22 protein-coding genes are annotated in these 20100 nt (G+C 59.0%); 15 read left to right on the forward strand and 7 right to left on the reverse strand.

The window, feature by feature from the left end; translation table 11 throughout:
* Positions 1–95: 95 nt before the first annotated feature.
* From secA to WCY31_RS05785, 4 genes are all read left to right on the forward strand, one after another.
* A complete protein-coding gene (gene secA / locus WCY31_RS05770; RefSeq protein WP_345973761.1) occupies positions 96–2675 on the forward strand; it encodes a preprotein translocase subunit SecA in 2580 nt (859 codons plus the stop codon).
* A complete protein-coding gene (locus WCY31_RS05775; RefSeq protein WP_345973627.1) occupies positions 2672–3880 on the forward strand; it encodes an ABC transporter permease in 1209 nt (402 codons plus the stop codon). Before secA ends, WCY31_RS05775 begins: the two co-directional genes overlap by 4 nt.
* A 164-nt stretch (positions 3881–4044) precedes the next feature.
* Positions 4045–5217, forward strand: coding sequence for a cytochrome-c peroxidase (locus WCY31_RS05780; protein ID WP_345973629.1), 1173 nt, complete (start codon positions 4045–4047; stop codon positions 5215–5217).
* 55 nt (positions 5218–5272) lie between these two features.
* Positions 5273–5497 (forward strand): hypothetical protein, encoded by a 225-nt coding sequence (locus WCY31_RS05785; protein WP_231021124.1) that lies wholly within the window; start codon positions 5273–5275, stop codon positions 5495–5497.
* Positions 5498–5501: 4 nt separating this feature from the next.
* Here WCY31_RS05785 and WCY31_RS05790 read toward each other — a convergent pair whose 3' ends face one another.
* Positions 5502–5888 carry a hypothetical protein gene (locus WCY31_RS05790; protein WP_345973630.1) on the reverse strand — a complete coding sequence of 129 codons (387 nt, stop codon included), beginning with the start codon at positions 5886–5888 and terminating at the stop codon, positions 5502–5504.
* A 53-nt stretch (positions 5889–5941) separates the two neighbouring features.
* Between WCY31_RS05790 and WCY31_RS05795 the strand changes: the two genes are divergently transcribed.
* From WCY31_RS05795 to WCY31_RS05805, 3 genes are read left to right on the forward strand one after another with little or no spacing between them, the layout of a single operon-like run.
* Positions 5942–6682 (forward strand): DUF695 domain-containing protein, encoded by a 741-nt coding sequence (locus WCY31_RS05795; protein WP_345971352.1) that lies wholly within the window; start codon positions 5942–5944, stop codon positions 6680–6682.
* Positions 6683–6684: 2 nt separating this feature from the next.
* The gene (locus WCY31_RS05800; protein WP_345971353.1) at positions 6685–7296 is read left to right on the forward strand and encodes a 1-acyl-sn-glycerol-3-phosphate acyltransferase; all 612 of its coding nucleotides are present in this window, start codon (positions 6685–6687) and stop codon (positions 7294–7296) included.
* Positions 7286–7651: a diacylglycerol kinase gene (locus WCY31_RS05805; protein ID WP_231021128.1), complete on the forward strand. Its 366-nt coding sequence runs from the start codon at positions 7286–7288 to the stop codon at positions 7649–7651. Before WCY31_RS05800 ends, WCY31_RS05805 begins: the two co-directional genes overlap by 11 nt.
* Here WCY31_RS05805 and WCY31_RS05810 read toward each other — a convergent pair.
* Positions 7642–7911: a hypothetical protein gene (locus WCY31_RS05810; protein WP_345971354.1), complete on the reverse strand. Its 270-nt coding sequence runs from the start codon at positions 7909–7911 to the stop codon at positions 7642–7644. The two genes, WCY31_RS05805 and WCY31_RS05810, sit on opposite strands and share 10 nt — an antisense overlap.
* 221 nt (positions 7912–8132) lie before the next feature.
* Between WCY31_RS05810 and WCY31_RS05815 the strand changes: the two genes are divergently transcribed.
* The 7 genes from WCY31_RS05815 to WCY31_RS05845 all read left to right on the forward strand — a co-directional run bounded on the left by WCY31_RS05815 (position 8133) and on the right by WCY31_RS05845 (position 13730).
* Positions 8133–8363: a hypothetical protein gene (locus WCY31_RS05815; RefSeq protein ID WP_345973632.1), complete on the forward strand. Its 231-nt coding sequence runs from the start codon at positions 8133–8135 to the stop codon at positions 8361–8363.
* Positions 8364–8367: 4 nt separating this feature from the next.
* Positions 8368–8763 carry an ester cyclase gene (locus tag WCY31_RS05820; RefSeq protein WP_345971355.1) on the forward strand — a complete coding sequence of 132 codons (396 nt, stop codon included), beginning with the start codon at positions 8368–8370 and terminating at the stop codon, positions 8761–8763.
* 65 nt (positions 8764–8828) lie between these two features.
* The gene (locus WCY31_RS05825; protein WP_345971356.1) at positions 8829–9383 is read left to right on the forward strand and encodes an ATP-dependent zinc protease family protein; all 555 of its coding nucleotides are present in this window, start codon (positions 8829–8831) and stop codon (positions 9381–9383) included.
* On the forward strand, positions 9380–10918 hold the full coding sequence (locus tag WCY31_RS05830; protein ID WP_345973633.1) for a UUP1 family membrane protein: 1539 nt from the start codon (positions 9380–9382) through the stop codon (positions 10916–10918). Before WCY31_RS05825 ends, WCY31_RS05830 begins: the two co-directional genes overlap by 4 nt.
* A complete protein-coding gene (locus tag WCY31_RS05835) occupies positions 10915–11853 on the forward strand; it encodes an alpha-L-glutamate ligase-like protein (protein WP_345973634.1) in 939 nt (312 codons plus the stop codon). The genes WCY31_RS05830 and WCY31_RS05835 overlap by 4 nt, the downstream gene beginning before the upstream one ends.
* Before the next feature lie 15 nt (positions 11854–11868).
* On the forward strand, positions 11869–12684 hold the full coding sequence (gene ppk2 / locus WCY31_RS05840; protein WP_345971359.1) for a polyphosphate kinase 2: 816 nt from the start codon (positions 11869–11871) through the stop codon (positions 12682–12684).
* Complete coding sequence (locus WCY31_RS05845; protein WP_345973635.1) at positions 12681–13730, forward strand: peptidase M42; 1050 nt, start codon at positions 12681–12683, stop codon at positions 13728–13730. The genes ppk2 and WCY31_RS05845 overlap by 4 nt, the downstream gene beginning before the upstream one ends.
* A 7-nt stretch (positions 13731–13737) precedes the next feature.
* Here WCY31_RS05845 and WCY31_RS05850 read toward each other — a convergent pair whose 3' ends face one another.
* From WCY31_RS05850 to WCY31_RS05865, 4 genes are read right to left on the reverse strand one after another with little or no spacing between them, the layout of a single operon-like run.
* Positions 13738–14781 (reverse strand): succinylglutamate desuccinylase/aspartoacylase family protein, encoded by a 1044-nt coding sequence (locus tag WCY31_RS05850; RefSeq protein WP_345971361.1) that lies wholly within the window; start codon positions 14779–14781, stop codon positions 13738–13740.
* Between the two features lie 13 nt (positions 14782–14794).
* Positions 14795–15706, reverse strand: a complete 912-nt coding sequence (gene rimK, locus WCY31_RS05855; RefSeq protein ID WP_345971362.1) for a 30S ribosomal protein S6--L-glutamate ligase — start codon at positions 15704–15706, stop codon at positions 14795–14797.
* On the reverse strand, positions 15703–16143 hold the full coding sequence (locus tag WCY31_RS05860) for an ATP-dependent zinc protease family protein (RefSeq protein WP_345973637.1): 441 nt from the start codon (positions 16141–16143) through the stop codon (positions 15703–15705). Before WCY31_RS05860 ends, rimK begins: the two co-directional genes overlap by 4 nt.
* Before the next feature lie 42 nt (positions 16144–16185).
* Positions 16186–17838: a Na/Pi symporter gene (locus tag WCY31_RS05865; RefSeq protein WP_345973639.1), complete on the reverse strand. Its 1653-nt coding sequence runs from the start codon at positions 17836–17838 to the stop codon at positions 16186–16188.
* Positions 17839–17968: 130 nt separating this feature from the next.
* Between WCY31_RS05865 and WCY31_RS05870 the strand changes: the two genes are divergently transcribed.
* Positions 17969–19153 carry a saccharopine dehydrogenase family protein gene (locus WCY31_RS05870; protein WP_345973640.1) on the forward strand — a complete coding sequence of 395 codons (1185 nt, stop codon included), beginning with the start codon at positions 17969–17971 and terminating at the stop codon, positions 19151–19153.
* Here the strand turns inward: WCY31_RS05870 and WCY31_RS05875 are convergent.
* Complete coding sequence (locus tag WCY31_RS05875) at positions 19095–20075, reverse strand: glucosaminidase domain-containing protein (RefSeq protein WP_345973641.1); 981 nt, start codon at positions 20073–20075, stop codon at positions 19095–19097. The two genes, WCY31_RS05870 and WCY31_RS05875, sit on opposite strands and share 59 nt — an antisense overlap.
* Between the last annotated feature and the right edge of the window lie 25 nt (positions 20076–20100).

Raw genomic sequence — 20100 nt, forward strand, 5'->3', positions numbered from 1 at the left:
ACCCCTTTACGAAACCTTTATAGAAACGATACCTTCGCTTAGTTATAATCAGCGCAAAAAAAGGGGCACTGCCGGTGCCCGGAACTAGGGAAAAGATGCTGCAGACGATGATGGGCAAGGTGTTCGGCACCAAGAACGACCGGGAGCTGAAACACTACAAACGGGCACTCAAAAAGATCAATGCGCTCGAAGCGACGTACGAAGCGATGGACGATGCGGCACTGCAGGCCGCTTTCGAAGAACTGAAAACGGCCGTGCGCGCCGAAGAGAAGAGCCTCGAAGAGGTCCTTCCCGACTCCTTTGCCATCACGCGCGAAGCGGCCAAACGTACCCTGGGAATGCGTCACTTCGACGTCCAGATCATCGGCGGTATGGTCCTGCACGAGGGACGCATCGCCGAGATGAAGACGGGGGAAGGTAAAACCCTCGTGGCCTCGCTTCCGGTCGCGCTCAACGCGATGACGGGCAAAGGCGTCCATGTTGTCACCGTCAATGACTACCTCGCGCAGCGCGACGCCACGGAGCTCACGCCGCTGTACGGCTTCCTGGGCTATGAGGTCGGCACGGTCCTCGAAGGGGAGTACGACCCGCAGGCCAAGCGCACGCAGTACGCCGCCGATATCACCTACGGTACGAACAACGAGTTCGGATTCGACTACCTGCGCGACAACATGAGTTTCTCCCGCGACCAGATGGTGCAGCGCGGACACCACTTCGTCATCGTCGACGAAGTAGACTCCATCCTCATCGACGAGGCGCGGACCCCGCTGATCATCTCCGGCCCGACCAACCGTACCCTCGACAACTACGTCCGCGCCGACGAGATCGCCAAGCAGCTGACGAAAGAGACCCACTTTACCGTTGACGAAAAAGACCGCCTCGTCCTCATCACCGAAGAGGGGATCGCCAAGGCTGAGGAGCTTTTCGGCGTCGACAACCTTTACAGCCTGGAGAACTCCGCCCTGTCTCACCACCTCGACCAGGCGCTCAAGGCCAACTACATTTTCGAGATCGACGTCGATTATGTCGTCAAGGACGGCGAAGTCGTCATCGTCGACGAATTTACGGGCCGCCTTTCCGAGGGGCGCCGCTACTCCGAGGGGCTGCACCAGGCCCTTGAGGCCAAAGAGCGTGTGCAGATCAAGGAGGAGTCGCAGACCCTCGCGGACATCACCTTCCAGAACTACTTCCGCATGTATGACAAGCTGGCGGGGATGACCGGTACGGCGCAGACGGAGGCGACGGAGTTCGCCCAGATCTACCGTCTTGACGTCGTTTCCATCCCGACAAACGTCCCGGTCGTCCGCGAAGACCTCAACGACCTGATCTATAAGACCGAACTCGAGAAGTTCCAGGCATCCATCGAGAAGATCAAGGAGCTCAACGCCAAAGGGCAGCCGGTCCTCGTGGGTACGGCCTCCATCGAGAAGTCCGAAGTGCTGCATGAGCTGCTGAAGCGCGAGAAGATCGCCCATACCGTTCTCAATGCGAAGAAGCACGCCCAGGAGGGTGAGATCATCAAGAGCGCCGGCGAAAAAGGCGCGGTCACGATCGCGACGAACATGGCCGGGCGCGGGGTCGACATCAAGGTCAGCGACGAGATCAAGGCGATGGGCGGCCTCTACATCATCGGGACCGAGCGCCACGAGAACCGCCGTATCGACAACCAGCTGCGCGGCCGTTCCGGCCGCCAGGGCGACCCGGGGGTCAGCCAGTTTTACCTGAGCCTCGAGGACAACCTGCTGCGCATTTTCGGCTCGGACAAGATCAAAACGATCATGGAGCGCCTCGGCGTCGAGGACGGCGAGTACATCGAGTCGAAAATGGTCACCCGCGCCGTCGAGAAGGCGCAGAAGAAGGTCGAGAACCTCCACTTCGAAGGGCGGAAGCAGATCGTCGAGTACGATGACGTCGCCAACGAACAGCGCAAGATCGTCTACCGTTTCCGCAACCAGCTGCTCGACCCGGAATTCGACATCGCCGTGAAGGTCAACGAGATCCGCGAAGCGTACGTGGCGCGCGCACTGACGGAGTGCGAGATCTATGAAGGCGGGGGCCGTGAGGAGTTCGACCTCGAAAAGCTCGCAAAACTGCTGCAAGAAGAGGTCCATTTCATTGTGGAGGCTGCCGACTTCGAGGGGCTCGATTATGAAGAGCTCGCCGGGAAGCTCATCGCCGACGTCAAAGATGAGTATGACACGAAGATGGCCGTCGTGGACGAGCCGGTCCGCCGCGACATCGAGCGCGAGATCTATCTCAAGACCCTCGATACGGCGTGGCGGGAGCACCTCTACCGCATGGATACGATGAAGACGGGTATCCGTCTGCGTGCGTACAACCAGAAAGATCCGCTTGTCGAGTATAAAAAAGAGAGTTTCAACCTCTTTACGGAGCTGATCGAGACGATTAAGTACGACACGATCAAAACCCTGCAGATCATCCGCTTCCAGCTCCGTTCGCCGGAAGAGGAGGCCGAAGCCTTCGCCCGTGCGCAGGAGATCGAACGCAAGCAAAAAGAGATGCAGATGCAGCTCAACCGCGAAAGCGACGAAGCGGCAGACGCGCCTTCCGCGAAAAAACCGGCCCGCAACGACCCTTGTCCCTGCGGCAGCGGTAAGAAATACAAAAACTGCTGCGGACAGAGCGGACCGAAGAAGGGGGCGTTTGCCTCTTGAAAAAGCAGCGCGGCTTGACGAACTACCTGTTGCGCCGCTTTCTGCGGTTTGACCGGGAGCAGCCCTTCATCTTCCTCTCCGCGATGCTCGCTTTCCTGGGCATCATGCTCGGCGTCATGGTCCTTATCATCGCCATGGCGCTGATGAACGGTTTCGACAACGAGTTCAAGAAAAAACTCACGATCATGAACTACCCCCTGACCATCGTGCCGCGCTTTTACGGCAGCGTGAACAGCGAGCTGCTGATGCGGCTCGAGCAGGAGTTCCCGCAGCTCAAGTTCAGCCCCTACGTCGCGGCTTCCGTTATCGCCCGCAGCGGCTCGCAGCTGGAGGGAGGCTACCTCTTCGGCGTGGACTTCAAAGCGGAACGAGAGGTCAACCCGGTCGTCGCGAAGGGACTCGAGACGTTGCCGGAAGGGAACTTCAAGGTCCTCGTCGGCGAAGCGCTGCTCGAAGCGTTCGCCCTCGGCGAGGGGGATCGTCTGATGTACATCTTCACCCAGATCGAACCGGGCGGGCTGGCGGTGACGCCGAAGCTCAAGCGTTTCGTCATTGCTGGGAGTTTCGATTCGGGCCTGAGCGCCTATGACAAGGCCTACAGCTACACCGACCTGCACTCGCTGCAGACGATCATGCACCTGCCCGATAACGTCTATGACGGCATTCACATTATGACCGATGACCCCCAGAAGGTGATAGAAGAGGTCCGTTCGGTCCTGCCCGAAGGCGTGCGCATCAAGGGGTGGTGGGAAGACAACGTTAACTTTTTTGCGGCGCTGGAGCTGGAAAAACGTTCGCTCTTTATCGTGCTGATGCTTATCATCCTGATCGCGGCCGTCAACATTATCTCGTCGCTGCTGATGACGGTGATGAACCGCCGCAGCGAGATCGCGCTGCTGATCTCGCTGGGGGCCTCCCCGGCACAGATCAAGAAGCTCTTTTTGAAACTGGGCGTCGTCATCGGCATCGGGGGGATCGCCACCGGGGCCATTCTCGGGCTTTCGGGCGTATGGGTACTGCAGACCTTCGACATCATCACGCTGCCCAAACACGTCTACCCGACGGCCCGCCTGGCGCTGGACCTCTCCTGGCAGGATTTCGTCTCCATCCTCGGCGGGGCCTTTGCCATCGTCGTCCTCTCTTCGTGGTACCCGGCGAAGAAAGCCAGTGAGGTCGACGTCCTCACCGTGCTGCGCAACGAATAGGGTTGCGCCCCGGCACCTCTTTCTCCCTTTCATCCCTCCAAACCAAGACAAAATTGTTACACAGATAATAATATTATCGATAATCACTATCAAATTAAAGCTTCTTTGAAGAATATCTTTTGCATACTATCAAAACGATTATGATTATCAATAATGGAGTCAAGATGAAAATACGAACGTTTACGGGACTTGGAATCCTGCTGGTGCTGCTCGGCGGCTGTAACGAATCGAACGAGAGCGGTCTCGATCCGCAGAAGGTGGCATTAGGCGAGGCGTTTTTTAATGATACGAACCTCTCAAACACGGGGAATCAGGCCTGCGCCTCCTGCCATGACGCGGGACGCGCCTTCAGCGAACCGCGCACGGTAACGGCCCAGAACGATTTCGGGGCCGTCTCCATCGGCGATGATAACCTTTCGATCGGCGACCGCAACGCGCCGACGGCGATGTACGCGGCGTTTTTCCCGGCGTTTCATTTCGATGACGAGGCGGGCGAGGGCGAAGGGAGCGGCGGCCTTTGGCTGGGAGGCCAGTTCCATGACGGCCGTGCCGCAGACCTCAAAGCACAGGCGAAGGGGCCGTTTTTGAACCCCGTCGAGATGCAGATGCCCGATTTTAACAGTGTCGTGGCACGGGTGAAGGCGAACCCATCTTATGTTTCGGAGTTGACGGCTCTTTACGGCGACAGCGTCTTCGACGATGATGCCGCGGCCTACGACGCGATAGGCGATGCGATCGCCACTTTTGAGAAGAGCGACGTCTTCGCGCCGTTTGATTCGAAATACGACCGCTGGCTCAAAGGCGAAGCGGAGCTGACGGCGCTGGAACGCCAAGGGCTGGAGATGTTTGTACGCGCAGACAAAGGCAATTGCGCCGCCTGCCACCCCAACGTCGGGACCGGCGGCGCGCCGGCGCTCTTTACCGATGCGACCTTCGACAACCTGGGGGTTCCCGTCAATGAAGCGGTCCGCAGCAACCCAAACAATCCGCTCAGCGCCGTGGCGGATTACCGCGACCTGGGCCTGGGGGAGACGACGGGCGACCCCTCCCTCGATGGTGCGTTCAAAGTGGCGACGCTGCGCAACATCGCGGTGACGGGACCCTACATGCATAACGGCGTCTTCAAAACCCTCAAAGCGGTGGTGCACTTCTACAATACCCGTGACGTGACCGGTGCGCTCAACCCGGAGACGGGCCTGCCGTGGCGCACGCCGGAGGTGCCCGAAACGATCAATGTCGACGAGCTCGGCAACCTTGGGCTGAGCGACGAGGAGGAGGATGCCATCGTCGCCTTCCTCAAAACCCTGACAGACGCCCGTTACGAATCGCTGCCGTAGCGATTGATTCGGTCCCGCCATTGCGCTATACTATCCAGAAAACAATGGAGGGGCCATGTCCGTAGAGGGGCTGATGCTGAGTGCCGCCGCGCTGTTGCTGATCGTGACGGCGGGGCTTTTTTACCTTATTGTACGGCGGATCGGGCGTGCCCAGCGCGATGACAACGCCCGGATGGACAAACTCAGCGAATCGCTGATGGAGAAACTCGAATCCCAGTCACTTTCCGAAGAGCAGAAGGCGAAGATCGCCGAAGCGCTCAAAGAGATAAGAGAGCGTTGACCTTTTAAAGGATCGCCCACAGCACCAGCGGCGGGTAGACGGCGTAGCCTGCGTAGGGCATCCACCTTCCCAGCGGCATAATAAGCATCTCCTGCAGCGGTGCGGAGACCTCTCTTTTTTCAAACACCTGTTGCATCAGGACGATCTTTGTCGCGATATCGACCGTTTTGATAAAGAGGAGCATGACGGCGGGCAGCGCCATCCGCGTCTCCAGGATCAGCCAGATGGCAAAGTAGTAGGTGGGGTGCAGCAGGAAGAAGTAGAAAATGCTTCTGTCATAGCGGCGCCGGATGCGTATAAGCATCTCCAGCATCGTCGGCGCCTTCTGCCAGGCGATCTCGAACCCTTCGAGGAGAAGATAAAAAACCGTTACCGCGACAATGCTCTCCATCTATTCCTTCCCCAATCTTTGTTAAAATAGCGCCATTATACCAAGGGCAGTGCATGAACGTTACCTACACGACGACGAATGAAGAAAATATCCCGGTCACGATCGAGGCGAACCTCGATTTTGAGCCCCAAAGCGACGATACGGTCTGGATGCTCTGGAGCTTCGCTCCGCTCAAATCGCCGAACGCGGCGGGCGGGTGCGACGCAGAGGAACGCCGTGTCCTCGATGCGATCAAGACGGAGCTGAACGATCGGCTCGAACTGCGCAACGGCGCCCTGTATGCCGGCATGCGCCTGCAGGAGGGGTGGGCGGAGCTTTATTACTATGCCGCCTGGAGCAAGGGGGCGGAGCAGCAGTTCCGGGATCTTTTCAAGCAGCATGGCTACGGCCGGATCGAGTACGGGGCGACCCGCGACACCCATCACGCCTTTTACCACGATGTCCTCGTACCCGACCCCTTTGAGCTTCAGCAGGCCAAAAGCACCGAGATCATTGCGGAACTGGTAGCGGCCGGCGATGACCTCTCCTGTGAACGCCCGGTGGAGCATTACCTCTTTTTCCAGACGCGAACAGCGATGCAGCGCGCGGCGGTGGCCCTGGCCGAAGAGGGTGTGCGTATTGAAACGGACCTGGAAGAGGAGGGGCTCTATCCCCACGGACTACTGTACGAACGCACACACGCCTGTACCCCCGAAGTGCTTGAGGAGGTTACCCGGCCGCTGATCGAAACCGCACTCGAGGCTCACGGGCTCTACCTGGGGTGGAGCACCTCGCTTTCGGGAAGCGAGGGGTGAGGATGCGCAAAGGCGTGCTGCTGCTGCTCTGGACGGTGGCCGCGCTGCTGGTGTCGCTGCGTTACCGCGTCCGGGCCGAGGGGCGGGAGCACGTTCCGCGCTCCGGGCCGGTACTGCTGCTGGGCAACCATGTCAGCTGGCTGGACTGGCTGCTGGTGCAGATCGCGCTGCGCCGCCGTCTGCTGCGCTACATGATGGAACGTGCCATCTACGAATGGAAAGCGCTGGGGTGGATGTTCCGGCTGGGGCGGACGATCCCCGTCTCGCCCAAGGCGTCGAAGCAGGCGTTCAAAGAGGCGATATCATCGTTAAACGCGGGAGAAGCCGTGGCCATTTTTCCCGAAGGCGGCATCAGCCGGCGCTGCGAGATAGAAAAGTTTTATAGGGGTTTTGAGATAATAGCGTCTCAGAGTCACGGGGGGGAGATCGTGCCGTTTTACATCGATGGGATGTGCGGCAGCCGATGGTCCTATACCCGAAAGAGCCATCCCGGCCCGCGGCGTTCGCTGCGGCGCACGGTGACGGTCGTCTTCGGTGCCCCGATGCCCCTTGCCAGCAGCGCGGATTCGGTCCGCGACGCGGTCATGCAGTTAAAGGATTCGATTGCTCAATAAACCGGAATACACCCTCTTCAAAAATACGCGCTATGCCCTGAGCGGCCTCATCGAGGTTATCCGCAATGAGAGCTCTTTCAAACTGCAGCTGCTGCTCTTTTTCGGCATGGGCACCTTTGCCTGGCTGTTGCCGATCAGCCCGCTTTACAGCGCTATTTTGAGCATTTCCCTCTTTATCCCGCTCCTGGCGGAACTGGCCAACAGCGCGGTGGAGCGTGTCGTGGACCTGGTCACGCTCGAATACCATGAACTGGCCAAACGTGCCAAGGATGCGGGTGCGGCGCTGGTGTTCGTTTCGCTCGTGATGACCGGCGCCATCTGGATCAGCACCCTGCTGATCGCTTTTTACTTCTGAGCCTTTTTCGCACTCGCATTGGCATCCGCCGCATACGTGCTGGGGAGTTCCGGGGTGTATCCGTTGGCGATGTCGAGGCAGCGCCGGTAGGCGGTATCGCAGGCGTCGTAACACGACGAGGAGGCGTTTTCCATTCCGTCACACTTTGCGACGCAGGCGTCGTTCCTTTCGTCGCATACCTCCATCGGGTCTCTCTCCTCAGCTTGCGCTGAAAGTGCCGCAAACAGGAGGCACGCTCCCCAAACTATCTGTTTCATCATGCGCTTTCTCCTCCCGGCAGTACGGCTCTCTATTTGGCATAGGGCAATGCAATGAGTGTCTAAATTATAGCGCTGTTTTCGCAAAAAAAGGAGTATAATTTCTGGTTTGCACTTATTTTTGTTTTGGCCGCTGCACGCGGTCATGGTCGGGTAGTAGCCCGTGTTCAGCGCCTGTCGGCGCTTTACTATTTGAGGTCGAAATGACGATTTCTGATATCGAAATGGAAATGAAGTTGAACGGTGTGGAGGAAGCGGATGCCGCTTCGATCCTTGCGGTTTGTAAAACGAAAGGGTACGCCCCCGAAACCCTTGACGAAGAGCTGGAAAAACGGGGATACGAACGTATCTTTACGTATGATTTTGAGAACGATGAAACCTGGGAGGACGACGACGAGGACGATTTTGCGCCGGTTGAACGTTTCCCCCATAAACACCGTTTCGATGATGAGTGAGTGCATGATGGAACCGCGGCAGTTGCTCGAACGCTATTATGCGATGTGGAATGATAAGGATTTCTCCCAGGCTGACGTGCTGCTCGATCCCGATGTCCGTTTCAGGGGATCGCTGGGAATCGAAGCGAACGGCCTGGCGGGCTTCAAAGACTACGCCGAGCTGGTGACACGGGCATTTCCGGCCCTTTACCACGCCGTTGAGATTACCGTTGTCGAGAACGAGAGGGCCGCCGCGTACGTCTCCTATACGGGCAAGCATGAAGGCGAGCTTTTCGGGCATCCGGCTTCGGGCAACAGGGTGAGCTTCTCCGGCGCCTCTTTTTTCCATTTCCGTAACGGCAAGATCGCATCGATCAACGTGCTCGGCGACCTCAATACGCTGCTGTCACAGTTGTCATAGTCACCTTTCTCTGTTACAATCTAAACCAAAAATGCCTTTTTGGCTACGAAAGTGAGCGGCGTATTTTGAAGAAACGGACCTTCCTGGCGATCTTATGTTTAGTGGCGTTCAGTGCGCTGGCGGCTGCGGAGACGGCCGCGCAGCAGCCCCCTGTCGTCGAACCGGCCGAAGTGAGCTGGAGCGATGAAGAGGCGGACGCGGGCGAGATCGGCACGAAACAGGTGATCGGGAAGGTGGAGAAGGTGTTTGTCGAACCGGGGGGCTTTGTCCTCGACGGCAGGATTGACACCGGTGCCAATACGACTTCCATCGGCGCGGAGGACCTCCAGGTCATCAATGAAGACGGCCAGGACTGGGCCCTGTTCAACGTCAACGGAAAACCGATCCGTGCCAAGGTCGTGCGTTTCGTGCGGATCAAACAGCACGGCGCCCCGTCGCAGCGCCGGGCGGTCGTGATGCTTAAACTCACCCTCAGCGATGTGACCCAGGCGGTCGAGGTGACCCTGACCGACCGGAGCAACTTCAAATACAAGATCCTTATCGGCGTCAATTTCCTGCATGATCACTTCATTGTCGATGTCAGCCGAAAATATATCAAAGAGCTGGTGGAAACCCCGTGATATCGTCACGTTTTCAGGTACTGATGATCGTCATGCTGCTGGCGATGGCGGGGCTCTTCGTCTCCTGGTACAAGGTGGTGTACCTGGGTGTTCCTGTCACGCCCCATGACAAGCGTTCCGTCTTTACGGTCACGGCGGAAGTGGACCTGGAAGGTACCGGCAGTGCTGCGTCGGTCTCGCTGCGTCTCCCGTCGCAGCAGCCGGGTATGAAGATCCTCGAGCGGGAGGGGGAAGCCGGCGAGTTCGGCATGACGACTGCCTCCATGCAGGACGGGGAACTGCTGCACTGGACGAAACGGCAGTTTGACGACAAGAGCAAGCTCTTTTATAAAGTTAGGGTTACGCCCGAACCGCTCTACGAGCCTCAGGAACGCAAGGATATGTGGGATACGTCCCCCGCATATGACGACACACAGTTCTGGGATGCATCGGAACAGGCCGCGGCGGCGGGGATCCTCAACTTCGCGCGGGAGCATTCGGCCGATGGGATCTCCCTGGCGGCACAGCTGATCGATATGTTCAACACCGAAATGCCGACCGATGCGGTCAAAGAGCTCCTGGCGAAGAAGAACGAGACGACATCCTCCCTGGTCATGGCACTGCTGGCACGGGAAAAGGTTCCCTTCCGCAAGGTGCGCGGTATTATGCTCGAGGATGGGCAGAAAAAACGGCGGGCCGTGACCCTGCTGGAGGTCAAAGGGACGGACGAGACGGGCTATTTCAGCTTCAAGTCGGGGCAGATCACGCTGCCGGAGAACTTCTTTGTCTGGTCACTCGGCAACCGGGCAATGATGACGACAAAGGGGATTGCCAAAGCGCGGCTGCGCTTCTCGGTCAGCGAGGCGAAAGTCGCGGCCTCGATGCTCAGCAAGCGTGAAATGCTGCGTCAGGGTAACGATTTCCTGAACTTCTCGCTCTACACCCTGCCGAGCTCCCAGCAAAACGCTTTCAAGCAGCTATTGCTGATCCCGATCGGCGCACTGGTGGTCGTCATCTTCCGTATCCTGATCGGGATCCGCACCATGGGGACCTTCATGCCCGTCCTGTTTGCCCTCGCCTTTATTCAGACGACGCTGATCAGCGGTCTGGCGATGTTCTTCGTCATTGTCGCGAGCGGCCTGATCGTACGCAGCTACCTCTCCAGGCTCCAGCTGCTGCTGGTGGCGAGGATATCCGCCGTTATCATCGTCGTGATCAGCATTATGTCGATCATGAGCATCATCAGTTTCAAACTCGGGATCGACGAAGTGCTCAAGATCACCTTCTTCCCGATGATCATCCTCTCCTGGACGATCGAGCGGATGTCGATCCTCTGGGAGGAGAGCGGGGCGCGGGAGGCGTTGACCCAGGTCGGCGGTTCACTGATCGTAGCGATCGCCGCCTCTTTTGCGATGGATAACGACTTTGTACGCCACCTGACCTTTACCTTCCCCGAACTGCAGCTGCTTGTCCTGGCCATGGTCATCCTGATCGGCCGCTACACCGGCTACCGGCTCTCCGAACTGGTGCGTTTCGCACCGATGGCCGGGCGATGAAACTGGTGACCTTCGGCGCGCTGCGGCGCAAAGGCATCATCGGGATGAATTACCGCAATATCGAACTGATCGGCCGCTACAATCCCCGCAAACTCTACCCGATGGTCGATAACAAGCTGATGACCAAAGAGCTGGCCACCGCTTCGGGGGTACCGGTGACGGAACTTTATGCGACCATTGAACGCCAGTCCCAGCTGCGCGACCTGCACACCATCCTCGCCACCTACGACAGTTTTGTCGTCAAACCCGATTACGGCAGCGGCGGGAAGGGGATCGTCGTCATCACCCACCGCGAAGGCGATACCTTTATCAAAGCCAGCGGCGATGCGCTCTCCCTGTCGGACCTGCGCAAACACTTCTCCAATGTCCTCAGCGGCCTCTACTCGCTGGGCGGCCGGTACGATACGGCGATCATCGAAAAGGTCGTCGCCTTCGACCCGATGTTCGCCAATTACAGTTTCGAAGGGGTGCCGGACATCCGCATCATCGTCTACCGGGGCTACCCGGTGATGGCGATGATGCGCTGTCCGACCAAGGAGAGCGACGGGAAAGCGAACCTGCACCAGGGGGCCGTCGGCGTCGGATTGAACCTGAAAGACGGTTCGGCGCTTTCGGCGGTTATCCACGACCGTCCCGTCACGCACCATCCCGATACCCATCACGATTTCGCCCACCTTCGGGTCCCCCAGTGGGAGGCGGTGCTGTCGATGGCGTCATCGTGTTATGAGATGACGGGCCTGGGCTACCTGGGGGCCGACATCGTTTTTGACAAGAACGACGGTGCGCTGCTGCTGGAGCTCAATGCCCGGCCGGGACTGGCGATCCAGATCGCCAACGGCATGGGGCTTCGGGGCCGACTGGAGACGGTGGACCGCCAAAAACAGACGCGGGATGCCCATGAGCGCGTGCTTTACAGTATGAACTATCTCGAATAACGTCAGGGGGAGACAATGCAAACGTATGGCCTGACACCGGAGCAGCAGGATGAAGCGCTTCGTATCCACGCGGAGAACCTTGCGCTCGCGCCTTACCAGGCGGAACTGATCAAGCTTCAGCAGCATATTGAACGCAACCGGTTGAAGATGATGGTGCTCTTCGAAGGGCGTGACGCCGCGGGCAAAGGAACGACGATCGGCAGCGTCAGCCGTTTCATGAACCCGAAACACTACCGCATCGTCGCCCTGGGCAAACCGACGGAGGAGGAGCGCTCCCAGTGGTATTTCCAGCGCTACATCAAACACTTCCCCCATTTCGGCGAACTGGTGCTTTTCGACCGCAGCTGGTACAACCGGGCGATGGTCGAGCCGGTCTTCGGGTTCTGCACCCCGCGCGAACATGCGCTTTTCCTCAAGCACGTCGTGCCGTTCGAGCAGGCGCTGACCGAGGAGGGGACGCTCCTCGTCAAACTCTATTTCAGCGTCAGCAAGCAGAAGCAGGCCCTGCGTTTCGAACAGCGCCGGAGTGATCCGCTGCGCCGCTGGAAACTCAGCGAGATCGACATGCAGGCGCAGAGCATGTGGGAGCAGTTTACGCAGATGAAGTACCAGATGCTGACCGTGACCGATCACGCGGCGGCCCCCTGGCACGTTATCCGCTCCAGCGACAAGCACAGGGCGCGGCTTGAGACGATGAAGCTACTGCTGCGGCAGGTCGATTACGAAGGGCGTGACGACAGCCTCATGCTCACACCGGACCCGAAAGTCTGTTTCTCCGGGCGGCAGGAGTTGAACCTGATGGACCAGCACGGCAAAGGATATACATCATGAGCGGCACGGCGTTCAGCGAATTCCTCGATACTCTGAAGTACCTTGTCCGCCGCCCCTCCGTCGTGGGGGCGGAACACCCCTTCTTCCTGACGCTCAAGCGCGAACTCGACGAGCTCGGGATCGAAACGACCCTCTATGAGGGGGTGCTTTTCGCGCAGGGCAAGCAGCCCGAAACGGGGGCCTTGTCGGCGCATATCGACCGCCACGGCCTGATCTGTACGGGGCCGAACGAGTTCCAGTACGCGGCGTTCCTGACCCAGAACCGCGCAGACCTGATCGGCAACTCGGTGGCGGAACAGACGATGAATACGATTTCGGAACGTTTCGCGGGGCAGGCGGTCCAGGCCTATCAGCCCTGGTCAGGTACATACATCGGGCTGGGCAATATCGAGAAGGCCTACATCTGCCCGCGGCGCAACAACCTGATCTTCGAGGTGAAAGGGCTGGAGTACCTGCTGCCGGGAACACCGGTCGCCTATGTCGATTCGCTTCGGATCAATGGGGGGATGCTCTCGGCCCAGCTTGACAACGTCATCAGCGCGGCGCTGATCCTGCATCTTTACCGCTGCGGATACGAGGGGACGGCTTTTTTCACCGCACAAGAGGAGGCAGGCAAAAGCTGGCGTTTCGTGCTGGAGTGGTACCGCCGCTTCGACGGGAAGACCGACCGGCTCCTGGTGCTCGACACCAGTCCTTTCCCCGACCGAGAAACGGCCGATGCGCAGGACCTGGTGCTGCGCTACCGGGATGCGAACGCTTCTTTCAACGAGGCATTTACGGAGGAGATCGCCGCGCGCTGTGAAACTCTCGGCATCCGCTACAGTTTCAAAGACCGCTATATCGAGACGCAAAACGCCAAGCTGATGGCCTCCGGAGGAACGGCGGCATCACTGGGGAGTACGGAGATGGGGCGGCTGGCCGCGGAGGGGACGCTCCAGGGGACGACGCTGCAACTGCCGACGACCGGGTATCATACCGTCTCGGAGACGGTCCGGACGGAATCCGTCAAGAAGATGCTGCAGCTGCTCACTGATCTCTACCTTTAGGCGGCGATCAGATCAGAGGCGGGTCCTGAAGCAGAGAGGGCATCGCTTCGCCGACGGCACTTTCGTCCAGGGCCTCCAGGGCCTCCAAGTGGGAGATGGTATGGGCCTTTTCCTTGGTGGCGATATGAAAGATCGCATCCCCTTCGTAGACCAGGGGGGTTTCCAGGCGTCCGATGATGACCCCGTCGAATTCGGCATAGACCTCGATCACCTCCTGCTGCAGCGGCACGTCGATCTGCGCCAGCAGTTCACCCTCTTTGACGAAACTTCCCGGAGCTTTGAAACTGCGCATCAGCCCGCTTTGGGGCGATCGAAGCCATTTGCTGCTGCTGACGGTGACGGTCGGCAGCTTTTTGGGGGTATAGGTGGTTTTCGGCAGCATTCCCAGATGGCGCATGACGTGGACGATCCCCTTCAGCCCGGTGCGGATGGAGAGCTCGTCGTAGCGCAGCGCTTCTCCCCCTTCGTAGAGCAGTATGGGCACCCCTTTTTCTACGGCCGCTTCGCGCAGCGAACCATCGCGAAGCGCGGAGTGCATCAGCACAGGCGCACGGAATGCCTCGGCCATTGCCAGGGTCCTTTCGTCGTCGAGGTTGGCCCGTACCTGCGGGAAGTTCGAGCGGTGGACGGCGCCGGTATGCAGGTCGATTCCCGCGTCGGCTTTGTCGACGATCTCGTCCATGAAGATCTTGGCGACCCTGGAGGCGAGGCTTCCTTTCTGCATGCCGGGGAAGGATCGGTTGAGATCGCGGCGGTCGGGGAGGTAGCGCGAATGCTGGATCAGGCCGTAGGGGTTGACGACGGGAACGGCCACGATGGTGCCGCGGAGTTTGGCGAGCTGGGGGAGCTGCAGCAGACGGCGGATGATCTCGATACCGTTGAGTTCATCCCCATGGACGGTTGCACTGACAAACAGGGTCGGACCTTTGCGCTTTCCCCGAACGACCTCGACCGGCATATCGATCCGTTTTTCGGAGTAGAGGGCGGGCAGAGGGATGGGAATGACTTTGCGCTCCCCCCTGGCGACGGAAATTCCTGCTATCTCGAACATGGCGTCATCCCCTTTACATTGGTGAAAGTCTCGGCTTTTTGGCGCGGGGCTTGCTGCTGGCCTTTTCAAGGTGCTGGATAATGAGACCGGCGATGTCTTTGCCGGAGGCGCTTTCGATCCCCTTGAGCCCGGGGGAGGAGTTGACCTCCATAATCAGCGGGCCGCGTTTGGAACGGAGCATATCGACGCCGCAAACCTGCAGCCCCATTGCTTTGGCCGCGGCAACGGCGGCCGCGCGTTCGTCGGGAGTGATCTTGATCACTTTGGCGCTGCCGCCGCGGTGCAGGTTGGAGCGGAACTCCCCCTCAGGCCCCTGGCGCTTCATCGCGGCGACGACCCTGTCGCCGATGACAAGGCAGCGGATATCCGCACCGCCCGCCTCCTTGATGAACTCCTGGACCATGATGTTGGCATTGAGCCCCATGAACGCCTGGATAACGCTCTCGGCGGCCTTTTTCGTCTCGGCGAGGACCACGCCGATCCCCTGGGTCCCTTCGAGGAGTTTGATAACGACCGGGGCGCCCCCGACCATGTCGAGTACGTCATCGATATCGTCGGGATTGCGGGCGAAGCCGGTTGCCGGCATCCCGACCCCTTTGCGCGCCAGCAGCTGCAGGGAGCGCAGTTTGTCACGGGCACGCTTGATGGCGATGGAGTCGTTCAACGGGTGCAGTCCCATCACCTCGAACTGCCGCAGTACCGCCGTCCCGTAAAAGGTGATCGACGCCCCGATGCGGGGAATAACGGCATCGAACCCGACGAGGTCTTCGCCCTTGTAGTGCATCGACGGCCGCTCGGAGGTGATGTTCATGTAACAGCGCAGGGTGTCGATGACCTCGACCTCGTGTCCGCGTGCCTGGGCCGCTTCGACGAGGCGGCGGGTTGAATAGAGATTCTTGTTGCGTGAAAGGATGGCAATTTTCATTCGGCGGGCTCCCCGGTAAGATAAGAGGCATCGGGATCGACAATGAAACGTTTTTCCATGGCACGGCGGCCAAGCAGCATCCGGAACACCATCGTGTCGCGGTTGGTGAGGGTGACTTCGGCGTCAAAGGTTACATTTCCGATGCAGATCGGCGTCAGGATGACGTAGCGCTCTTCCCGGTGACCGCCGGAATCGCTGACGGTGCGTACATCAAAGAGTTCGGCAACGCATTCGACGACCGTCTCCGTATCATTTTGATTCGGGTGCAGTCCGAACCGCACCATCCGTTTGCCGTCCGTCTCAAACGCCTCAACGTAAAAGGCATGGAGGGCAGACGTTTTGGCCCCGGTGTCGATTTTACAGTTGACGGCGTCGACGCCCAGTGCCGGGAGTCCAACCTGTTCACGCCAGCCGATAACCTGTTTATCCTGCTTCATGTGGTTTACTCTTGTATCAAAGTTTAATTCTACCATTATAGGTCATGATTGATTAAGAAGAGGCCCCTTGGGCAGGGCGTTTCTCAGGGACTTGGTAAAGCTCTTGACCAGGTGCAGGGCATTGACGGTGATTGTCGTCATCTCCGAAGGGATGGCAGGGTTTTTGGCAATGGCTTCGATGACCTCCATGCTGTTTTTGTAGGAGTTGGCCACCCGCCTGTAGGTCTCCTCCAGTACTTCGCGTTCCGCTTCGGCACCCTGGGCGACGGCATGATAGGCCAGGACGCTTTTGAGGATCTGGTAACGGAGGTCTTTGTAAAAGGACTGCTCCTCGGGCGACGCGGCATCGTAGAGACGTTCGATGTCGTAAAGCATATCTTTGATCGCCTTGGCCGCGGTGGCCAGGTAGGCGATGGTACGCTGCAGTGCCAGGAGCTGCACCTGCTGCTCCTGCTGGGGGCAGTTCGGGGCGAGCAGGATGATGTAGCGGTAGATCTCCCCCTCATGCCGGCGGATATTCGAGTAGAGCCGGTCAAAAGCGATGTCGAAGTGCTTGGGCGGGGCTTCGAGGAGCTTGTCGACGGAGAGCCCCGCCTCAAACGCTTTCGGCGGCGGGATGTCGATGGCGAGCAGGGCGAACTCCTCGACCCGCTGTGACAGGGTCGTCACTTCGTTTTTCAGGGCGTCTATCGCCATGTCCGGGACCGTGACCGCCACTTTGTGGATCCACTTGGTTACCTGCAGCGGTTCTTTTTTGAAGGTACGTTTCAAGAGCCGTTCAAGCAACCGGATGAAGGGGAACCACAAAACGACGCCCAGCACATTGAAGACCGTATGGAACACGGCGATCCTGACGACGTCATTCAGCGGTGCTGCGGCGCTCTCCACCAGCCAGATCAGCGGATGGAGAAGCGCCAGGGCAAGGGCACCGGTCGAGATATTGAACACAAAGTGGGCGAGCGCGACACGTTTTTTGTCCGGTGTCCCGCCGATGGCGCCGAGCATCGCCGTGACCGTCGTACCCGCGTTGGCGCCGATGACAAAGGCGGCGGCCGCATCAAAGCTGATTATATGGGCGAAAATGGCGCTTTGCGCGATGGCAATAGACGCGGCACTGGCCTGGATCACCGCGGTCAGCACCAGGCCCATCACGGCGAACCAGTAGGGGCTGAGGGAGGCGAAGTGGGTGAGATCGAAGACGTCGGCGAAACCGCCGAAACTCCGTTTCATCCCCTCGAGACCGAGAAACAGAAGACCGAACCCGACCATGACGCCGAAGTGGTTTTTCCAGCGCCCCTCGGAACTCACCAGCACACCGCCGATCCCCCCGATGCCGATCATCAGGTAGGCGACAAGGTTAATGTCGACCTTGAAGCCGACAAGCGCGACGATCCAGACGGTAATGGTGGTCCCGATATTGGCGCCGAAGATGACGGCGATCGCGCTGCCGAGCGTCAGGAGCTGTGCCCCGACGAGCGACAGCGCCATCAGGGTGACGACGGAAGAGCTTTGAAAGACGGCCGTCGCGCCCAGCCCCGTCATCAGGCTGCGCAGAGGCGTACCGGTCGCACGCTGGACGATGCTTCTGAAGGCATGGCCGGCGGACTGGCGGATCTCGCTCTCCAGGAAGAGCATCCCGAAGAGGAAAAGACCGAGCCCGGAGAACGCCTCCACCCAGAGGATGAATGACGGCATACCGCTCCTTTTTCCACGATTTAAGACAGTATAGCAAGATTACGCTCCGGCGACAATCGTCCTGTTTTCGGGGGCTGCTTAAACGGAAATAGGTTACTATTTTAGGTGAATTTATTGACGAGGTAGAAGAATGGCTACTGTATTGATTATCGGTGCGGGCGGCGTGGGCCGCGTGGTGACGCACAAGTGCGTTATGAACAGCGAAACGTTTACAAAGATTGTCCTGGCGAGCCGCAGACTCGAGAGCTGCAAGGCGATTGCGGACGAACTCCCGGTCGGTGCCGTCGCGATTGAACAGGTCAATGCGGACAGCGTCGAAGAGACCGCTGCCCTCATCAAAAAGGTCAAGGCCGACATCGTTATCAACGTGGCGCTTCCCTATCAGGACCTCTCTATTATGGATGCCTGTACCCTGACGGGCGTCGACTACCTGGATACGGCGAACTACGAGCATCCGGACGAAGCGAAGTTCGAGTACAAGGAGCAGTGGGGCCGCGACGCGGCATTCAAACAGGCGGGGATCATGGGGCTGCTGGGCAGCGGCTTCGACCCTGGCGCGACCAACGTCTTCTGCGCCTATGCCCAGAAGCACTATTTCGACGAGATCCATACCATCGACATCCTTGACTGCAACGCCGGCGACCACGGCTATCCGTTTGCGACGAACTTCAACCCGGAGATCAACCTCCGCGAGGTGAGCGCGAAGGGACGCTACTGGGAAGAAGGCGAGTGGATCGAGACGGACCCGATGCAGATCCATATGAGCTGGGACTACCCCGAAATCGGGCCCAAAGAGAGCTATCTGCTCTATCATGAAGAGATGGAGTCGCTGGTGAAGCACATCAAGGGGCTTAAGCGTATCCGCTTCTTCATGACCTTCGGCGAGAGCTACCTGACCCACATGAAGTGTCTGGAGAACGTCGGGATGCTGGGCATAGAACCGGTGGAGCACCAGGGGCAGAAGATCGTCCCGATCGAGTTCCTCCGTACCCTGCTGCCCGATCCGGCGAGCCTGGGGCCGCGTACCAAGGGCAAGACGAACATCGGCATCGTCGCCGAAGGGCTCAAAGACGGCAAAAAACGCAAGGTCTACATCTACCAGGTGAAAGACCATGAGGCGTGCTACGCCGAGGTTAAATCACAGGGCGTCTCCTACACGACGGGTGTCCCGGCGATGATCGGCGCGAAACTGATGCTGGAGAAAAAGTGGTATGAGAAGGGGGTCTGGAATATGGAGCAGTTCGACCCGGACCCGTTTATGGACGAAATGAACGCGCAGGGCTTACCGTGGAAAGTCCAGGAGCTGGACGCGTAAGGTTTGTCTCCGGCTCCTCCTCGCAGGGGACCGGTTCTTTCTCTTCCCCCTCCACTTTGACTTCGTTGAGTGCGCACATCTGCTGTTCAGACGCTTTTTTCTTCGCGGCTTCCTCCATCTTCTGCGCGACATACTCCGGAACGATATCGACCAGCGCGATCGGCGCGTAGGAGGGCGTATCGTAGGTGTAGAGCTTGTTGGCCTTCATGACGTAGTAGAGGCGGGCGACATATTCGTCGCGCAGCTCCGAGTAGCGGCGCAGGTGGCGCAGCAGCTCGAAGGGGTTGTCGGTCTGGTAGCGTGCGCGCCGGAAGCCGCTGTAGGCGTATCCCTTGGCGATCATCCTGAAATAGCCGCGGATCGCGTCGTTGAGGGTGGCGAACTTCTTCACATAGATCGTCTTGGTGCCGCGCTGCTCCGAGGCGGCGATCCTTGGCTCATGCTTGTTATACGACCAGATCCCGAAAACGTTATTGGCCACCTTGAAGAAACGCGAGCTTCCCCACCCGGTCTCCAGTGCCGCCTGGGCGATAACGAGGCTGATCGGGTGCGTGTGCATACTGCGCAGCAGACAGGGGTACCCGGCAACGTTGTAGCGCTGCATCTGCTCCTGGAGCCACGCCTCTTCAGCGGTCGTGCGCCCGGGTTTGTTTATCAGCATTTTTGCCCGGGCGTATTCGGCATCGAGTTCGGCTTTGACCGCCTGCACCGCGGGGAGGATCTGGCGGATGAAACGGGCTTTTTTCTCGCGGGCACTCAGCCTCTGCTCCGGGTGCAGTTCGGGGTTGGCCGTGACCGCTTCGGTCCCGTTCGGGGCCTTGACAGGTTCATTTTCGGCGGGGGAAGAGGTTATAATATCGTAGAGTGAATAGAGGGTGAAGGCAAGCGCGATGGCCGCGACACCCAGTATGAATTTTTGCATGGACGGGATTATATCGAAAAGTAAC

The organism is Sulfurimonas sp. HSL3-1, from assembly GCF_039645995.1.
GTDB lineage: Bacteria > Campylobacterota > Campylobacteria > Campylobacterales > Sulfurimonadaceae > Thiomicrolovo > Thiomicrolovo diazotrophicus.

Coding starts and splice junctions, on each gene's coding strand:
- secA (WP_345973761.1), top strand. CDS start 96: ATGCTGCAGACGATGATGGGCAAGGTGTTCGGCACCAAGAACGACCGG.
- WCY31_RS05780 (WP_345973629.1), top strand. CDS start 4,045: ATGAAAATACGAACGTTTACGGGACTTGGAATCCTGCTGGTGCTGCTC.
- WCY31_RS05785 (WP_231021124.1), top strand. CDS start 5,273: ATGTCCGTAGAGGGGCTGATGCTGAGTGCCGCCGCGCTGTTGCTGATC.
- WCY31_RS05790 (WP_345973630.1), bottom strand. CDS start 5,888: ATGGAGAGCATTGTCGCGGTAACGGTTTTTTATCTTCTCCTCGAAGGG.
- WCY31_RS05795 (WP_345971352.1), top strand. CDS start 5,942: ATGAACGTTACCTACACGACGACGAATGAAGAAAATATCCCGGTCACG.
- WCY31_RS05800 (WP_345971353.1), top strand. CDS start 6,685: ATGCGCAAAGGCGTGCTGCTGCTGCTCTGGACGGTGGCCGCGCTGCTG.
- WCY31_RS05810 (WP_345971354.1), bottom strand. CDS start 7,911: ATGATGAAACAGATAGTTTGGGGAGCGTGCCTCCTGTTTGCGGCACTT.
- WCY31_RS05815 (WP_345973632.1), top strand. CDS start 8,133: ATGGAAATGAAGTTGAACGGTGTGGAGGAAGCGGATGCCGCTTCGATC.
- WCY31_RS05820 (WP_345971355.1), top strand. CDS start 8,368: ATGATGGAACCGCGGCAGTTGCTCGAACGCTATTATGCGATGTGGAAT.
- WCY31_RS05835 (WP_345973634.1), top strand. CDS start 10,915: ATGAAACTGGTGACCTTCGGCGCGCTGCGGCGCAAAGGCATCATCGGG.
- ppk2 (WP_345971359.1), top strand. CDS start 11,869: ATGCAAACGTATGGCCTGACACCGGAGCAGCAGGATGAAGCGCTTCGT.
- WCY31_RS05845 (WP_345973635.1), top strand. CDS start 12,681: ATGAGCGGCACGGCGTTCAGCGAATTCCTCGATACTCTGAAGTACCTT.
- WCY31_RS05850 (WP_345971361.1), bottom strand. CDS start 14,781: ATGTTCGAGATAGCAGGAATTTCCGTCGCCAGGGGGGAGCGCAAAGTC.
- rimK (WP_345971362.1), bottom strand. CDS start 15,706: ATGAAAATTGCCATCCTTTCACGCAACAAGAATCTCTATTCAACCCGC.
- WCY31_RS05860 (WP_345973637.1), bottom strand. CDS start 16,143: ATGAAGCAGGATAAACAGGTTATCGGCTGGCGTGAACAGGTTGGACTC.
- WCY31_RS05865 (WP_345973639.1), bottom strand. CDS start 17,838: ATGCCGTCATTCATCCTCTGGGTGGAGGCGTTCTCCGGGCTCGGTCTT.
- WCY31_RS05870 (WP_345973640.1), top strand. CDS start 17,969: ATGGCTACTGTATTGATTATCGGTGCGGGCGGCGTGGGCCGCGTGGTG.
- WCY31_RS05875 (WP_345973641.1), bottom strand. CDS start 20,075: ATGCAAAAATTCATACTGGGTGTCGCGGCCATCGCGCTTGCCTTCACC.